Here is a 15,182-nt window from a genome sequence, read left to right on the forward strand (position 1 = left end):
GGCCACCTCTTAATCTCGGGTTATTTACGAGCGAGCTCGCCGATGTTGGCGATACCGGCAAATACTGCTTCGAATCCGTTAAGCAAACGGAGACGGTTATCGCGAAGTGCGGGGTTCTCGTCCATGACCATGACGTCATCGAAGAAGGCGTCGATGGGCTCACGCAAAGATGCAAGCGATGCAATGACAGCCGTGAAGTCCTTAGAAGCCAAGGCGTCGGAAACCTGCTCGCGCACTCGGCCCGTCGCCTCGTACAGCGCCTTCTCGGCCTCGCCCATAAGCGATTCGTCAACCTCGACGCCAAGCTCGGCATTAGCAAGATGCGCGGCACGAGCATAGGCGGTGGCAAGGTTGTCGAACGCCGCACGATCGTTGGCACGAGCATCTTCAAGCGCATGGGCAAGATCGAAGTAATCGGTCGGAACCGTAACGGAACCGGCGGAAACGGCGGAAACCGTGTCGGCGGCGATCTTCTCGTCACGCGCCATCTGCTCCATACGGCCCTTGATGAACGCGCACGCCTGCTTGGAAACGGCCGTCTTATCGAACTCAAGACCCTGCTCAAGGTAGGCATCCAGGGCGGCGTCGATCAGAGCCTCATAACCGCACTTCAAGCGGCTGCGCAAAATGTTCAGCACGCCGATTGCAGAGCGACGGAGGGCAAACGGGTCCTTAGAGCCAGTGGGCGGCTCGTCAATGGCAAACATGCCCGCAATGGTATCGAGCTTGTCCGCCACGGCGACGATACAACCGGCAATGCCCTCGGGCAGATCATCACCGGCAAAGCGGGGACGATAATGATCGCGAATGGCTGCGGCGACCTCGGGGCTCTCCCCCGCCGCAGCCGCATAATAGCCGCCCATGACACCTTGCTGGCTCGTGAACTCGACGACAGCGGAGGAAACAAGGTCGGCCTTGGCGAGATGCGCGGCACGCTGGGCATCCGAGGCGGAACTTGCCCCGATACGAGCCTCATGGGCGATTACAAGCGCAAGATCTTCCATGCGCTCTGACTTTTGCAGCACGGTGCCGAGCTTCTTTTGGAAACCGACGCTCGACAAACGCTCGCGGAACGTTTCGAGTGAAACCTTGAGGTCCTCGTCATAGAAGAACTTGGCATCATAGAGGCGGGCGCGCACCACGCGCTCGTTGCCGTCGACGACCGTATCGCTCACATCCGGATTGCCGTTGGAGACGACTACGAACGCGCGGGTCAGCTTGCCGTCCGCGTCGTATGTGGGGAAATAGCGCTGGTTAGACAGCATGGACTCGCAGATGATCTCCTGCGGTACGGCAAGGAACTCCTCGTCGAAGCGACCGACGAGCACCGTGGGCCATTCACACAGGTTCACGACCTCATCGAAAATCTTCTTCGGGGTGTCGACGCGCAGGCCAAGCTCGTTTTGAATCTTCTCGATACCGGACTGGATGGCAGCACGGCGCCGCTCGGCGGAAAGCACGTATGCGTCTTCGAGCACCTGCTCATAGACAGCCGGACATGCGACCACATGATCGCCAGGGGCAAGCACGCGGTGACCGCGCGTGGTGTTGCCGCTCGTAACATCGGCAAAGTGGGCGGGCACGACCTCCTCGCCAAACAAGCAACACATCCAACGAACGGGACGAACGAAGGTCGCACGCTCAGAGCCCCAACGCTGGCTGCGATAGTTGGGCCATTCGATAGCAGGGATAAGCTGCTCAACCACACGTGTCAGGATCGGCATAGCGGGTTCAGAGGGAATGTTCTGCTCGGCAAAGACATACTCATTGCCGTCGGCTTCCGCACGGCGAACGAGCTCGGAAGCGGCAATGCCGTTCTTGCGGGCAAAACCCTCAGCCGCCTTAGTCGGATTACCATCGGCGTCAAAAGCGATCTTTGCAGAAGGTCCGCGCAAAACGGAATGGATTTCTTCGGTCGCTTCGGCGACGTCGGAAACGAGAGCTGCTAGACGACGCGGAGAAGAGATGATGCGGACATCGCCATGAGCGAGCCCCGCCTCATCGAGACCCTTGACCACAAGGGTTTTCATCTGCGAAACGGCATTGTTGAGCGGAGCGGAGGGCATCTCCTCAACGCCCAGTTCAAGCAGGAAATCACGAGTGGACATCATTTATGCCACCTCCCCTTCCGAAGATGCGGCATCGGTTGTGCCATCTCCAGCGACTTCGGCCAGGTACGATTCACAGCAAGCCTTGGCAAGCGTACGCACGCGTAGGATGTATGCCGCGCGCTCCGTCGCGGAAAGGGCGCCGCGGGCGTCAAGCACGTTGAAGCTGTGGCTGCACTTCATCACACAGTCGTAGGCGGGCAACGGTAGCTTTGCGTCGAGGCAGCTGTGACACTCAGCCTCGAAGTCGTCGAACTTCTGGCGCATCATTTCGACATTGGCAACTTCGAAGTTGTAAGCCGAGAACTCGCGCTCGTTCTCGAGGAAGACGTCGCCATACGTCATAGGGGTGCCATCGGGCAGATAGCTCCAAACCAGGTCGTACACGCTCGTGACGCCCTGGGCATACATGGCGATGCGCTCGAGGCCGTAGGTGATCTCGACGGGCACGGGATCGCACTCGATGCCACCGACCTGCTGGAAGTACGTGAACTGCGTAACCTCCATGCCGTCGAGCCACACTTCCCAGCCAAGGCCCCAGGCACCGAGGGTCGGGCTCTCCCAGTCGTCCTCGACGAAACGCACGTCATGTTCGGCGGGATTGAGGCCGATGGCGGTCAACGAATCGAGGTACAGCTCCTGGGAGTTCTCGGGGCTCGGCTTGATGAGCACCTGGAACTGATAATAATGCTGCATGCGGTTGGGGTTCTCGCCATAACGGCCGTCAGCCGGACGGCGGCACGGTTGAGGATAGCAGGTACGCCAGGGCGCCTTGCCCAAACTGCGCAGCAAGGTGGCCGTATGGAAGGTGCCGGCACCAACCTCGGAGTCATATGGCTGCATAACCGTGCAGCCATGGCTCGCCCAGTAGGCCTCCAGCTTGAGAATCATGTCTTGGAAGGTCAATGCGTTCGGATTCATCCCGCGCTACTCCCCCTTATCGAGCTTTGAACATACAAGAGGGCATTTTAGCAAGTTTTACAAGCAAAACATGGTGCACGGAAAACGAGGACGGCATTTACAGATGCCCTACAGTACCCCGATGCGGTCGAGGGGCCAGTAACGGAAGAACGCAACGCCGATGAGGTTCTCTTTAGGCACGGGGCCGAAGTAGCGCGAATCCGCTGAATTCTCGCGGTTGTCACCCATCACCCAAATGAAGCCTTCGGGAACCGTATACGGATAAATGATTTGACCCACCGAGTCTGTGGGAACCAGCTCATATGTCGTCCCCACCGTATACGGCTCGTCAAGGGGGACGCCATCGACGTACACAACACCGTCGATGAACTCGATTGTCTGGCCTTCAGTCGCGACAACGCGCTTGATGAGCGTTTCGTGCTCTGCACTTGGTTCGACATTTTTGAAGACGACGATGTCGCCCACTTCGACATCCTGGCCGAGATTGAGCGTCACCTTTTGAGCAAAAACGTTGTCGCCAACGTGGATGGTCGGCTCCATCGAGCCGGAGGGAACCGTGAAGGGCGCCATCACAAAGGTGCGGACAAGCGCGAAAACCGCAAACGCGATAAGGAAAACGCCAACCCACTCTAGGAAATTCTTCAAGAAGATCTTGAATTTACTTGGCCTCGTATCCCGCACGTTCGGAGCAAAATGCTGAGGCGGACGGTCGTATTCATTCATGCGAATCTCCATGGAATCGGTCAATAAGCTCCTGTGCACGTTCAAGCTCTTCATCGGTCAAGCGTGCAGAGGCAATCAGATCGGGACGCCAACGGCAGGTGCGCTCGAGCGCGTTGGCACGGCGCCACGCATCGACCTTTGCGTGATCGCCCGAAAGCAACACCTCGGGAACCGCATGTCCCATAAAGTCGGCTGGACGCGTGTACTGCTCATACTCGAGCAGCCCTCCGTCGTCTGCCGTGGAAAACGATTCGTCGACGCTACCCATCTCGTTGCCAAGGGCACCAGGCAGCAGGCGCACAATCGCGTCGGTTACGACCATGGCGGGCAGCTCTCCGCCCGTAAGAACGTAGTCGCCGATGGACAGACGCTCGTCAGCCAAATCATATGCGCGCTCATCCATGCCCTCATAGCGACCGCACACAAACAAAATGCGCTCCGTCGCAGACAAGCGCCGGGCGACCTGCTGGGTAAACGGCTCGCCGCACGGGGTGAAAAACACCACGCGGGGCTTGACATCGCCCTGATTCGCAATGGCGGTAATGGCCTCATATAGGGGTTCGACCTTCATGAGCATGCCCGCACCGCCGCCAAACGGAGCATCATCCACCGTGCGATGGCGGTCGTGCGTCCAATCGCGCAAGTCATACGACTTAAAATCGAACAGACCTTTGGAGCGTGCGCGCCCCATAATCGACGTCGACATATACGGTTCAAAGAGCTCGGGAAAGACCGAGAGGGTCTCGAAGAGCATGAGCACTTCCCTTACAGGTTACAGGTCGAGCAGGCCATCCATTATGCACACGGCGATGGGGCCTTCATGCGGAATCTCGCACAGAACGTCTTCGATGACGGGAATGAGCACCTCGCCGTGGTCAGAGCCATCAACGACCCACACGTCGTTTGCCGGTGTCTCCATAATGCTTTGGATGGTACCGAGCGAACCATGGCGCTCATCGACAACCTCGCGGCCGATCAAGTCGTCATACGCGACGTCAAAGGGGTCAAGGTCAAGATCGGACTCGAGCGCCAACACATAGCAGCCCGTCAGACCCTCAGCATCATCCAGGGTACGGCTGCATGAGAACAAAATACGCGCTCCGTCAGGAGCCTCGGAAATCGACCTGACCGTCGAAAAGCGCTCACGCTTGAACGCGGGAGGCGTCAAAGACACGCGCATTCCCTCAACGAGTAAAAGAGGAAGGCCCCGCAGCGGTGCCACGAGAACCTCCCCCTTGGTCCCGTGCGGGCGAACCACACGGGCAATATTTTTGTATTGAGCCGGCACGGGGGTTTAGCCCATGACCTCAACCTCGACGGACGTGTCGAGGCGAGCGGCCAATGCACGGGCAAGCGTGCGAATGGCCTTAATGGTGCGACCGTGACGGCCGATAACCTTGGCAACGTCGCCATCGGCGACGGTGACCTCGATCGTAGAGGAACCGACCCCGTCGATGACCTCGAGACTCACACCATCAGCGTCATCGACGATGTTGACGACGAGATACTCGACCAGATCCGCGATACGGTCGGAGACAAACTCCTCGGCATCGGTTGCGTCAACAGCGGTCTCGACGTCCAGCTCGGAGATCAACTCTTCAGACACCGTTACTCCTCAGCGCCCTCAGCAGCCTCGGCGGCGGCAGCAGCCTCCTCCTCAGCCTTGCGAGCGGCCTCCTCGGCCTCCTTGGCAAGCTGCTTCTTGGACTTCTTGGGGGCGGCGGCAACCTTCTCGCCCTCATTGGCGGCCTTCACCAGAGCGGCGACGGCATCGGTGAGCTGAGCGCCCTTGGACTGCCAATCAGCGATCTTCTCAAGGTCAAGGGAGATGACCTTCGGGTTGGTCATGGGGTTGTAACGACCGACCTCCTCGATGGGACGGCCATCACGACGGGTGCGGGAATCGGCCACGACGACGCGGTAGTACGGACGCTTCTTAGAGCCGTGACGGGCAAGGCGAATCTTGACTGCCAATGCAAACTCCTTCACTTGCGCAGCACTCAGCTGCTTTTCCATAAACAGGACAATCTACATGCCAACGACTTGACGGGAAGCATGTGAGACCGGCTTCATTAGGAAAGTCGCAAGCAATTCAGTATCTTATCCGAGTTTGCGCGGAATGCAAGCAAGTTCACGCAGCGTACATCCCTCATTTTAGGTATACTCATCACATGGACGACATCGAACATACATACGGTTTTCCCACAGCACCCTGCTCGGAGATTTCCGAGCAGACGCTCGATGCCACCACGCTCGCGTCGGGTCTATTCGGTTCGTGGAGCGGGCCGGCCATCGGGCTCATGGATCTCGATGCGTTTTTTGCCAGTGTGGAACAGCTCGATCATCCCGAATGGCGCGGTAAACCTGTAATCGTGGGCGGTAGTCCCGAACGCCGCGGTGTCGTTTCGACGTGTTCGTATGAGGCACGCGTGTTTGGAGTTCACTCTGCCATGTCCTCTGCGCAGGCAAAACGCCTGTGTCCCCAAGCCATTTGGACACCGGGACATTTTGGCAGATACCGTGAGATGAGCGCTGCCATCATGGATATCTTGGCAGACGAAACCCCCTTCGTCGATCAAGTTTCCATCGACGAGGCATTCTTCGATATCTCCCCTGGCAGGTTTTCGGCAGAAAGCCCCCTCGCCATCGCACGGCGCATCTCGAATCGCGTCGCAAAGCTGGGCGTGACCTGCTCCATTGGACTGGGCTGCAACAAAACGGTTGCGAAAATCGCCAGCGAACGCGAAAAACCACGTGGGCTCACCGTTGTACTCCCCGGTACGGAGGCAGGATTTTTGGCCCCACTGCCCGTGCGCGCCATGAGTGGAATTGGAAAGGCCGCGGAAAAGGCCCTTGTCCAGGTGGGGATCCGTACGCTCGGTCAACTTGCCGAGGCATCGGACACGCTGCTCTCCCCCATCTTCGGTATCAACGCCGACCTTATGCGCATGCGTGCGGCGGGTAAAGAAGTGAGCGAGGTCACACCCTACGATACGCCCGAGGACGTCAAATCGATCAGCAACGAGCGCACGTTTGCCTCCGATCTCACCGACCGCGCGGATATCGAAGCCGCAATCATCCTGTTGGCGGAGTCGGTGGGTCGGCGCCTGCGTCGTAAGAATCTTGCGGGACGCACCGTCACACTCAAACTCAAATACTCCTATGGTGAAGGACGCACTATCCAACGCAAGCTCGCCCATCCCACCGATGACGAGAACGTGTTCGCACCTGTGGCGATCGAGCTTTTGGGGAACATCTGGTCGGAAGGAACCCATGTACGGCTGGCGGGAATCGGCATTAGCGATTTCCATGACGAGGAAGGCATCCAAACGGACCTGTTCTGTGAGGTGGACGAACGCGGCGCGATGTCAAGTGAGCGCCGCAAGCTCTCTGTGACCATGGATGCCGTACGCGACAAGTTCGGAACTGACGCCGTAACGTTCGGCCGAGCCACGCGCTTTAACGGAGAACTGGTCGATCCGTCCAAATTCCTCAATCAGAACAAACCGAACGATTGAGTTCGACGTCACGCAATCTATCGAATATGCCCAGGAGCCGATTGGACACCTGGTCATATTCAGTAAACGAGACGTTGAAATCTCAGAGCGCTCGTCACAACAAATGACGAGATGGTGATCCTATAGCTCAACGGTAGGCGCATCGCCCCACAGCTTCTCGAGACGATAATACGCGCGAGCCTCGGGCGTGAAGGAGTGAACGATCACCGAGCCATAATCCATGAGAATCCAAGAGCGCTCTTCACGGCCTTCGATGGAGAAGGGGTGCTCGTCGCTGCAATGCTGAGCCACACGCTCCTCAACCTCGTCGACAATGGCATCGACCATGCGGGTATTGGAACCCGTGGCAATGACGAAGTAATCGCACACGTCGGAAAGCTCGGTAAGATCGATGATGCAGACGTCCTCGGCGCCCTTGAACTCTGCAGCTGCCGCAGCGGTACGAGCAACATCAAGGGCAGACACACCTGTGCTCGAAGGCGTGGCAGCACTCCGTTCCACGGATGCCGTGGAACCTTCCTCGACCTCTTCGGTTTTCTTCGCCGGAATGCTCGCCGCATACTCAAGGAGCTGGGCATCGGTCATATCAGTCATATGCAAGCCTTTCAAACTGAATCAATGGCAACGTGTTTGCGCGTAGGCATTATAAATGTCAACGGCAGTGGGATACAAATATCGTCCGCCCGAAATCACATAGACGAGTCCTTGGGAAAACGTCTTGAAAAACAGTTCCTCAAGAGGCGCTTCACCAACCATGGACCGCAGGTCATCGGCATACGAGCCGAAGCGATGGGGCTCGATGGCATCCGCTACGAAGACGACCATGTCGAGCGGGGTCATATCGCAGGCTCCCACGGTATGGCGAGCAATTGCCTGCAACACTTCTTGAGATAATTCAGGAAAGATGTGCGGCAACTCGCACGCAGCAACGGGGCCGTGAAGCAAGCCCACTGCGGCAACGGGAGACCCTGCAACCTCGATACCGAATTGAGCGGCGCGAGCAAGCAGGTCATGGTCGTCGAGCACCTTGTCCCAGTCGTGTAGCAGGCCGGCAACCGCCGCATCAAATACATTAACCCCATAGGTTTGAGCCAACATGATGGAAGTTTCCGTTACACCCAGGGAATGCTCATAACGACGTGGCTTGTCTTTCATGCGCGTGCGCAGCATATCGCGCATGCGCGCAAGGGTTACTTCTTGATCGGGCGTGAAAGCCATGCTACTCCTCGACAGGTAGGTACAGTGAATTCTTGCGAATGTATCCGATGACGGATTCACTCGTGAGATACCGGATGCTCTTTCCTTCGGCAATACGCTCACGAAGATGCGTGGAGCTGATGGCAAGAGCAGGTATCTCGATGTAGTGTACGTCAATGTTCAGCCCCGCGGCGGTAATGTGCGCCTTAGCGGTTTCGATGTCGTAGCCGGGACGCGTTGCGGCGATAAGCGTCGCCAAATCACCGATCTGCTCGGCGTTATGCCAAGAGACGATGTCCATAATGGCATCGGCACCGGTAATGAAGTACAGCTCGACGTTTTCGGGATATCGAGCGCGCAGCTCACGAAGCGTATCGACCGTGTAGGTCACACCCGCGCGGTCGATTTCGAACCTACTCGCCACAAATGCCGGATTGGCTGCCGTGGCGAGAAGCGTCATAGCATAGCGATCCTCGCCACTCGACACATGACGGTCTTGCTTGAAAGCGGGAACGCCGGCAGGCATGAACAAAACCAAATCCAGATCAAGCGCCTCGCGCGCCTGTTCAGCGGTAACGAGATGGCCGTAGTGGATGGGATCGAACGTACCGCCCATGATACCCAGGCGATACGTACGTGCAGGGTAGCTTCCCAACGGTGGCAGCACAGGAGCAGGGCTATTCATCGCTCTCGTTCTCCTCATCGGCTTCAGCCAGCTCGTCTTCAGCAACGTCAAGATCGATCACATCAACCTCAAAGGCCTCATCGCCTTCAAAGTCATCGTCGTTTTCGTCATCGAATCCCTCGAAATTGAAGGCATAGCCCAAGATCCTGACTTCATCGCCCGTTCGACAACCCGCCTTTGCGAGAGCATCGTCAACGCCCATGCGCGCCATACGATGCTGCAGGTAGATAACGGCTTCCTCGTTCTCCCAGTCAGTCTGGACGACCATGCGCTCGACATTGGTTCCAACCACACGCCATGCACCGGGCTCCTCGAGCTCCACGGTGAAGCGCTTATCGCGCGACTTGCGTGCCCGCTCCCATTTCTCCTCGTCAAAGGCGGGCTCGGCAGCCTGTTCCTCAGCCAAAGCACGACGCAGCTCACTCACGCGCTCACCGCAGGCGAGCATGAGCGTTTGAAGCCCGGCACCCGTGAGCGCGGAAACTGCGAAGAACTCGTGACCGTCGGCAAGGGCAGCTTGCTTGAGCTGCTGCACACGCTCGGTCATACCCGAAGCATCGCACTTGTTCGCAACAACAATCTGCGGACGGTCGGCCAAATCGGCAGCATAACGACGGAGCTCATCGTTGATGATGTGATAATCCTCAACGGGATCGCGACCCTCGTAGGAACCCGTGATATCGACAACATGCAAGATGAGCGCCGTACGTTCGACATGACGCAAGAACTGGTGACCCAAGCCCTTGCCTTCGGCCGCGCCCTCTATCAATCCTGGGACGTCTGCAACCACATAGGAGTACTCCCCCGCACGCACCATGCCGAGGTTCGGGACAAGCGTGGTAAAGGGGTAATCGGCGATCTTGGGTCGTGCGGCGCTCATGCGTGCGATGAGGGACGACTTGCCCACGCTCGGGAAGCCGACAAGCGCGGCATCGGCCATGAGCTTCATCTCAAGCTCAATCCAATGCTCAATGGCGGGCTCACCCTTCTGGGCAAACGCAGGAGCACGACGCGTGGAGGTGACGAAATGGGGGTTGCCCAAGCCACCTGTACCACCTGGTGCGACAACCGCGCGTTCCCCATCATGTGTGAGATCGGCAATCTCGTGCAGCGGCTCCATCGTCACGGGATCGAGCTCGCGCACAACGGTGCCCATGGGCACCTTGAGTACCAAGTCGGCACCGTCGGCACCGTCCTTTTTGGAACCCTTGCCGTGCGTACCCGACTCAGCCCTGAAGTGATGCTTGAATCGATAGTCGATCAACGAGGAAAGCTGGGCGTTCGCCTCGATAATCACATCGCCGCCGTGACCGCCATCGCCTCCATCGGGTCCGCCCTTGGGAACGAAGGCCTCGCGCCTGAACGACATGCAACCGGCGCCGCCGTCTCCGCCTTTGACATTGATACGGCAAATATCTGTGAACTGGGACATCGAAGCCCCTCCTCATCGTAAGCGACAGCGAACATGCCAGCCAGCGATTGGAAGCCCAGCAGCCCGCAGTTCGTATTCCGTGTTCCACCTTACCAAAAAGGGAGACCCCCAGCGCCATGCGCAGAGGGTCTCCCAAAAGATGCAAATGCAGAAAGGGTGGACTAAGCCTCAACGATCGGAAGGACGTTCACGCGGTGCTTGGTGCCCCTGGTGAACTTAACCTTGCCCTCGACGAGCGCGAAGAGGGTGTCGTCCTTGCCACGACCGACGTTCTCGCCGGGGTGGATGTGAGTGCCGTTCTGGCGGACGAGAACCTCGCCGGCCTTCACGGTCTGACCGTCATAACGCTTGGTGCCCAGACGCTGGCCGCGAGAGTCGCGACCGTTGCGGGAGGAACCGAGACCTTTTTTGTGTGCCATGTCAGGTACCTGCTCTCTAAAACTCTACGGTGAAACTGCGTCTACTCAGCGACGGGAGCCTCGGGCTCCTCGACCTTGGTGGTCTTCTTGGCGGCAGCGCGGGACGTAGCCTGAACCTTGGTGATCTTCACCTTGGTGAGCTGCTGACGATGGCCCTTGAGGCGGTGATAGCGCTTACGCTTGTGGAACTTGTAGACGAGCTGCTTCTCGCCCTTGAACTGCTCCAGAATCTCAGCAGTGACCTTAGCCTTGGCGAGCTTGGCAGGATCCGTGACGATCTTCTTACCATCGTTGAGGAAGAGAACGGGAAGCTCGACCTTGGAGCCAACCTCGCCCTCAATCTTCTCGACGGTGATGACGTCATCGGTGGCGACTTTATACTGCTTGCCGCCGGTAGAAACGATTGCGTACATGTTCTTGCCCTTCATGCATCAGTTCGTGCAACAGTCGGATATGGTAACAGGACGATTATGGCGCGTCAACAGGTAATTTGAACGTTCTCCCTGCATATTCACAGGTTCGACAAAGCCCCGATGGGCGATTGTTTGAGCAGACTGCCTTCGGGAACCTCGGGCTTCATCTCGAGCGGCGCGTGGGTCTCGCCCTGCTCGTCAACAATATACTGTCCGACGCGCTCGACATTATAGCTCTTTATAACCGAAAGCTGCTGGATTCCCGTTGATACGATCTCCTCCCCCACGCCCGGCTCTACACCGCGCAAGGCTTGGTCGAGCGCGGCAAGAATGATCTCAGGTCGAAGTGACCCCTCGTTATCGCAATGGGTTGCAAGGGCGACATAGACGTGCGCATCCTCCCCATTGGCGAGCGCGATCGACTCAAGCGTGCGGGCGATGTCAAGTTCCTTGTGCTTCTTGCCGCGTGTGTAGGGAATTGTTCCGCGAGCGCGCAAGGTGTCAAACGACTGGCGCAGCTCCTCGATATTTGGAGCGCTTCCATCCTTGAAGAACAGTTCAATGAGGTAATCGACACGCGTTATTTCGGCGGTGAGCGCCGGACGGCGGAGTTCCACGTAACCTGCGCAAAGCGGCTGCAAATCCATGGGCGCACTGATGCGAAGGCGATCGAGTGCATCGGTAACCGAAACGAGCTCGTTGAGATACACGTCGAAATATTCGCAGGTGGACGAAGTACCCACAGGTAACGCCGAGGTATAGGCGATGCGCATGTGCGGCGAGAAGCCCTGCGTGACGGCATATGGGAGTTTGGCGCGGCGAACAATCTGCTCAATGGTATGAATGACCTCGAGATGCCCGAGGTATTTCAGGCGGCCCTGTTTGACGAAGGCCACACGCAGACGGAACAGCGTTTGCTCGGAAGCGTTACTCATACGCGCTCACCCACCAAGACATTTTCGGCATGCAACGTCGGGCAGATACCGCAACCCGTGCAGGACGTGCGCGTGCAATCGGGTGTGGTCTCAGCCTTAAGCGAGCGACGGTATTCACGCTGCAGGAAGCCACGTGAAACGCCGGGGCTTACATGCTCCCAGGGCAATCGCCAATCGAGCTCGTACGGCGTCTGGGCGATCTCTCGCAAATCGAGTCCGCATTCGGCAGCCGCCTCTTCCCACCACTCGAGATGGAATTGCTCAGTCCACGCGTCGAAACGCTGACCTCGGCGCCAAGCCGCCTCGATGAGCGGGGCGATATCGCGCCCGCCACGCGACATGACAGCCTCAAGCAAGGAGGTATCCGCGTCGTGGTAATGCACGCGGACGGCACGGTTCTTCACACTGCGCAGCAGCAACTGCTGGCGGCGCTTGACCTCCTCGTCGGGCGTCTGACCGCACCACTGGAACGGCGTTTGCCCCTTAGGGATGAACACCGAGACGGAAATCGAAACGGAGATGCCACCGCGTTGCTCCTTTGGAACGACTTCGCGTGCAATTTCGAGCGTATGATCGGCGAGGTTTGCGATGGCAACGATATCCTCGTCCGTCTCGCCCGGCAGACCCATCATGAAATAGAGCTTCACACGTCGCCATCCAGCCTCGAAGGCTGCACGGGTGGCACGTTCGAGGTCTTCTTCCGTCACATTTTTGTTGATGACATCGCGCAGGCGCTGGCTTCCCGCCTCGGGGGCAAAGGTAAGCCCGCCCTTCTTTTCGCCTGCAACCGCCGCTGCCATATCGACTCCAAAAGAGTCGAGACGCTGGGAAGGAACGGAGATCGAAGTGCCCGTGTCACTCAGACGTGCGTTGAGACGGTTGAGAATCTCCTCGCAGCACGAATGATCGGTCGTAGACAGCGAGTTGAGTGAAACCTCATCGTAACCCATAGACGAAAGACCGCGCGTCACCGCACTGACCACCTGATCGGCAGAGCGCTCGCGCACAGGGCGATACGTCATGCCCGCTTGGCAAAAGCGACATCCGCGCGCACACCCGCGCAGCACCTCGATGGAAAGGCGATCCTGAACGATCTGCGCATAGGGAACAACCGTCTGCGGAACAGGGTTCGTTGCGCCAAAATCCTTGACCACGCGCTTATATACCACGGGAGGTACATCCTCCCCCGCCTTGGGCACGGTATAGCCGTGAGCCGAACAGGGCTCGTCAAAGCGCACCTCATAGAGCGACGGTACGTATACGCCGCCAACGTGGGCAAGCTCTCGCAACATCCGCGCGCGCGGAACGCCCGCATCGCGCAACTCGCGGTGGCGCTGGCAAAACTCGACGATCTGTTCCTCACCCTCGCCGATCAACATGCAATCGAAGAACGGGGCAAGGGGCTCGGGATTATACACGGACGGACCGCCGCAGATGACGATGGGGTCATCCTCGCCGCGATCGGCGGCATAAAGTGGAATACCGGCCAAATCAAGGCCCTCGAGGTAATTGGTGCATGCCATCTCGTGCGGAACATGGAATCCCACAACGTCGAAGGACGCGATGGGCGCCGCTCCTTCGAGCGACAACAACGGAACATGGGCCTCACGCATGGCATCAGCCATATCCATCCAGGGGATGTAGCCGCGCTCACAGGACAGGCCCTCGGTCTCGTTGAGGTTGCGGTAGAGGATCGCAATGCCCTGGTTGGGCAAACCGACCTCGTACACGTCAGGGTAAATCAAAACGCAGCGATGTTCAGCCTCTGGCTTGTAGAGCGATCCCCACTCATGATTGATGTAGCGCGTTGGTTTTTCAACGCGCGCAAGCAAGGGCTCAAGCTCGGAAAATCGATTCTCGTAGATAACCTTCATGTATCAAAACCCTACTAGTCTGCCAATACGACGGATGTGGACGCGGAACTCTGCCCGTCACGCATGTCCTTCACGGCACCAACGGCATCCTTCACATACATATAAGCGGTTCGAATCGCCTCGTTAACACGCGTGTAATCGACATCGCGTTCGTAAAGCGCACAGAGGGCTCGGCCGACACCGTATGTGCCCGCACCGCCCATAAGTGCCTTTACCGCAAAACCCGCGTGCCCCGCGTGTTTGACAAGCTCGCGCGTCACCGCACGCATAGCGAGTGCGGCGGCAAAGATGGCAGCGGCCTCGTATCCTCGCTCGATGCGCAGCGGTTTTCCAAATACGGCCGCAAGCTGCAGCATCATGCCCATCTGTGCGGCGGTCATGACGGGAAAATCAGCACCGGGGATGAAGAACAGGGCGCCGGTAACCATATTCCCCATAGCGGCAGATGAAATGATGCGGTTAGCGGCGGCGATACGCATGAAGGGGAAGTTTGCGGCAAACGCCGTGGATTTTTCAGTACGGTCGAGAATCCAACGAGCAAGGGTATCGAGCAGGTGTACCTCGTCCGTAGCGGCGATAAGACCCAGCATGCGATTGTCCTGCTGAACGAAGGGAACCTCGACACTTGACTCGGAGATGATCGCCGTAGGGATGCCTGCAATCACAATGGACTGCACCTGCTCTTGCAGATACGAAGACCCACAGGAAAGCACCAGGGCAACATCGGTGTCGGGCTTCACCGTGAGCGGCTCGGCGCTCAGACGCGCCACGCGCACGAGCGCCGCAGTCGTTCGAGGCACAAAGGCATCGCGAATAGTCTCAATCAAAAAGGGCGTGGCATTCTCGTCAACGAAAACCGCAACGCGTACGGGCGTGTCGGCGTCACCTTGCACGGACGCACCGAGTTTGAACGTGCTAACCACCTTATCGAAAGGAATGTTCATCGTTGTCTCCTTT

Annotated in this window: 17 protein-coding genes; 1 reads left to right on the forward strand and 16 read right to left on the reverse strand. The window is 58.2% G+C overall.

The window, feature by feature from the left end; genetic code table 11:
- Positions 1-20 precede the first annotated feature (20 nt).
- From glyS to rpsP, 7 genes are all read right to left on the reverse strand, one after another.
- A complete protein-coding gene (gene glyS, locus C1711_RS01505) occupies positions 21-2,111 on the reverse strand; it encodes a glycine--tRNA ligase subunit beta (protein WP_102337476.1) in 2,091 nt (696 codons plus the stop codon).
- Positions 2,112-3,029: a glycine--tRNA ligase subunit alpha gene (locus C1711_RS01510; protein ID WP_102337477.1), complete on the reverse strand. Its 918-nt coding sequence runs from the start codon at positions 3,027-3,029 to the stop codon at positions 2,112-2,114.
- Positions 3,030-3,137: 108 nt separating this feature from the next.
- Positions 3,138-3,752 (reverse strand): signal peptidase I, encoded by a 615-nt coding sequence (lepB, locus tag C1711_RS01515; protein WP_102337478.1) that lies wholly within the window; start codon positions 3,750-3,752, stop codon positions 3,138-3,140.
- Entirely contained in the window at positions 3,745-4,506 is a 762-nt protein-coding gene (trmD, locus tag C1711_RS01520) for a tRNA (guanosine(37)-N1)-methyltransferase TrmD (protein ID WP_102337479.1), read from the reverse strand. Before trmD ends, lepB begins: the two co-directional genes overlap by 8 nt.
- Positions 4,507-4,524: 18 nt before the next feature.
- Positions 4,525-5,040, reverse strand: coding sequence for a ribosome maturation factor RimM (rimM, locus tag C1711_RS01525; protein ID WP_102337480.1), 516 nt, complete (start codon positions 5,038-5,040; stop codon positions 4,525-4,527).
- A 6-nt stretch (positions 5,041-5,046) separates the two neighbouring features.
- A complete protein-coding gene (locus C1711_RS01530; protein WP_102337481.1) occupies positions 5,047-5,358 on the reverse strand; it encodes a KH domain-containing protein in 312 nt (103 codons plus the stop codon).
- Positions 5,359-5,360: 2 nt separating this feature from the next.
- A complete protein-coding gene (rpsP, locus tag C1711_RS01535; RefSeq protein WP_102337482.1) occupies positions 5,361-5,726 on the reverse strand; it encodes a 30S ribosomal protein S16 in 366 nt (121 codons plus the stop codon).
- 197 nt (positions 5,727-5,923) lie between these two features.
- Here rpsP and dinB point away from each other — a divergent pair, with 197 nt between their 5' ends.
- Positions 5,924-7,270, forward strand: coding sequence for a DNA polymerase IV (gene dinB / locus C1711_RS01540; protein ID WP_102337483.1), 1,347 nt, complete (start codon positions 5,924-5,926; stop codon positions 7,268-7,270).
- Positions 7,271-7,390: 120 nt separating this feature from the next.
- Here the strand turns inward: dinB and rsfS are convergent, their stop codons facing one another.
- The 9 genes from rsfS to C1711_RS01585 all read right to left on the reverse strand — a co-directional run bounded on the left by rsfS (position 7,391) and on the right by C1711_RS01585 (position 15,169).
- Positions 7,391-7,864 (reverse strand): ribosome silencing factor, encoded by a 474-nt coding sequence (rsfS, locus tag C1711_RS01545; protein WP_102337484.1) that lies wholly within the window; start codon positions 7,862-7,864, stop codon positions 7,391-7,393.
- 21 nt (positions 7,865-7,885) lie between these two features.
- Entirely contained in the window at positions 7,886-8,488 is a 603-nt protein-coding gene (gene yqeK, locus C1711_RS01550) for a bis(5'-nucleosyl)-tetraphosphatase (symmetrical) YqeK (RefSeq protein ID WP_234346168.1), read from the reverse strand.
- Position 8,489: 1 nt separating this feature from the next.
- On the reverse strand, positions 8,490-9,152 hold the full coding sequence (nadD, locus tag C1711_RS01555) for a nicotinate-nucleotide adenylyltransferase (RefSeq protein ID WP_102337485.1): 663 nt from the start codon (positions 9,150-9,152) through the stop codon (positions 8,490-8,492).
- Positions 9,145-10,584, reverse strand: a complete 1,440-nt coding sequence (gene obgE, locus C1711_RS01560) for a GTPase ObgE (RefSeq protein WP_102337486.1) — start codon at positions 10,582-10,584, stop codon at positions 9,145-9,147. The genes nadD and obgE overlap by 8 nt, the downstream gene beginning before the upstream one ends.
- A gap of 161 nt (positions 10,585-10,745) precedes the next feature.
- On the reverse strand, positions 10,746-11,003 hold the full coding sequence (gene rpmA, locus C1711_RS01565) for a 50S ribosomal protein L27 (protein WP_102337487.1): 258 nt from the start codon (positions 11,001-11,003) through the stop codon (positions 10,746-10,748).
- Between the two features lie 41 nt (positions 11,004-11,044).
- A complete protein-coding gene (rplU, locus tag C1711_RS01570; protein WP_102338515.1) occupies positions 11,045-11,416 on the reverse strand; it encodes a 50S ribosomal protein L21 in 372 nt (123 codons plus the stop codon).
- Between the two features lie 98 nt (positions 11,417-11,514).
- Positions 11,515-12,351, reverse strand: coding sequence for a TIGR03936 family radical SAM-associated protein (locus C1711_RS01575; RefSeq protein ID WP_102337488.1), 837 nt, complete (start codon positions 12,349-12,351; stop codon positions 11,515-11,517).
- Positions 12,348-14,225: a TIGR03960 family B12-binding radical SAM protein gene (locus tag C1711_RS01580; protein ID WP_102337489.1), complete on the reverse strand. Its 1,878-nt coding sequence runs from the start codon at positions 14,223-14,225 to the stop codon at positions 12,348-12,350. Before C1711_RS01580 ends, C1711_RS01575 begins: the two co-directional genes overlap by 4 nt.
- Before the next feature lie 14 nt (positions 14,226-14,239).
- Positions 14,240-15,169 (reverse strand): hypothetical protein, encoded by a 930-nt coding sequence (locus C1711_RS01585; RefSeq protein ID WP_199824822.1) that lies wholly within the window; start codon positions 15,167-15,169, stop codon positions 14,240-14,242.
- Between the last annotated feature and the right edge of the window lie 13 nt (positions 15,170-15,182).

This window comes from Collinsella provencensis (assembly GCF_900199705.1).
Classification (GTDB): Bacteria; Actinomycetota; Coriobacteriia; order Coriobacteriales; family Coriobacteriaceae; genus Collinsella; species Collinsella provencensis.

Excerpts from the sequence above, each read along its gene's own strand:
- glyS (WP_102337476.1), bottom strand. The coding sequence starts at position 2,111 with ATGATGTCCACTCGTGATTTCCTGCTTGAACTGGGCGTTGAGGAGATG.
- C1711_RS01510 (WP_102337477.1), bottom strand. The coding sequence starts at position 3,029 with ATGAATCCGAACGCATTGACCTTCCAAGACATGATTCTCAAGCTGGAG.
- dinB (WP_102337483.1), top strand. The coding sequence starts at position 5,924 with ATGGACGACATCGAACATACATACGGTTTTCCCACAGCACCCTGCTCG.
- yqeK (WP_234346168.1), bottom strand. The coding sequence starts at position 8,488 with ATGGCTTTCACGCCCGATCAAGAAGTAACCCTTGCGCGCATGCGCGAT.
- C1711_RS01585 (WP_199824822.1), bottom strand. The coding sequence starts at position 15,169 with ATGAACATTCCTTTCGATAAGGTGGTTAGCACGTTCAAACTCGGTGCG.
- rpmA (WP_102337487.1), bottom strand. The coding sequence starts at position 11,003 with ATGGCACACAAAAAAGGTCTCGGTTCCTCCCGCAACGGTCGCGACTCT.
- lepB (WP_102337478.1), bottom strand. The coding sequence starts at position 3,752 with ATGAATGAATACGACCGTCCGCCTCAGCATTTTGCTCCGAACGTGCGG.
- C1711_RS01580 (WP_102337489.1), bottom strand. The coding sequence starts at position 14,225 with ATGAAGGTTATCTACGAGAATCGATTTTCCGAGCTTGAGCCCTTGCTT.
- nadD (WP_102337485.1), bottom strand. The coding sequence starts at position 9,152 with ATGAATAGCCCTGCTCCTGTGCTGCCACCGTTGGGAAGCTACCCTGCA.
- C1711_RS01575 (WP_102337488.1), bottom strand. The coding sequence starts at position 12,351 with ATGAGTAACGCTTCCGAGCAAACGCTGTTCCGTCTGCGTGTGGCCTTC.
- trmD (WP_102337479.1), bottom strand. The coding sequence starts at position 4,506 with ATGCTCTTCGAGACCCTCTCGGTCTTTCCCGAGCTCTTTGAACCGTAT.
- rplU (WP_102338515.1), bottom strand. The coding sequence starts at position 11,416 with ATGTACGCAATCGTTTCTACCGGCGGCAAGCAGTATAAAGTCGCCACC.
- obgE (WP_102337486.1), bottom strand. The coding sequence starts at position 10,584 with ATGTCCCAGTTCACAGATATTTGCCGTATCAATGTCAAAGGCGGAGAC.
- rsfS (WP_102337484.1), bottom strand. The coding sequence starts at position 7,864 with ATGACTGATATGACCGATGCCCAGCTCCTTGAGTATGCGGCGAGCATT.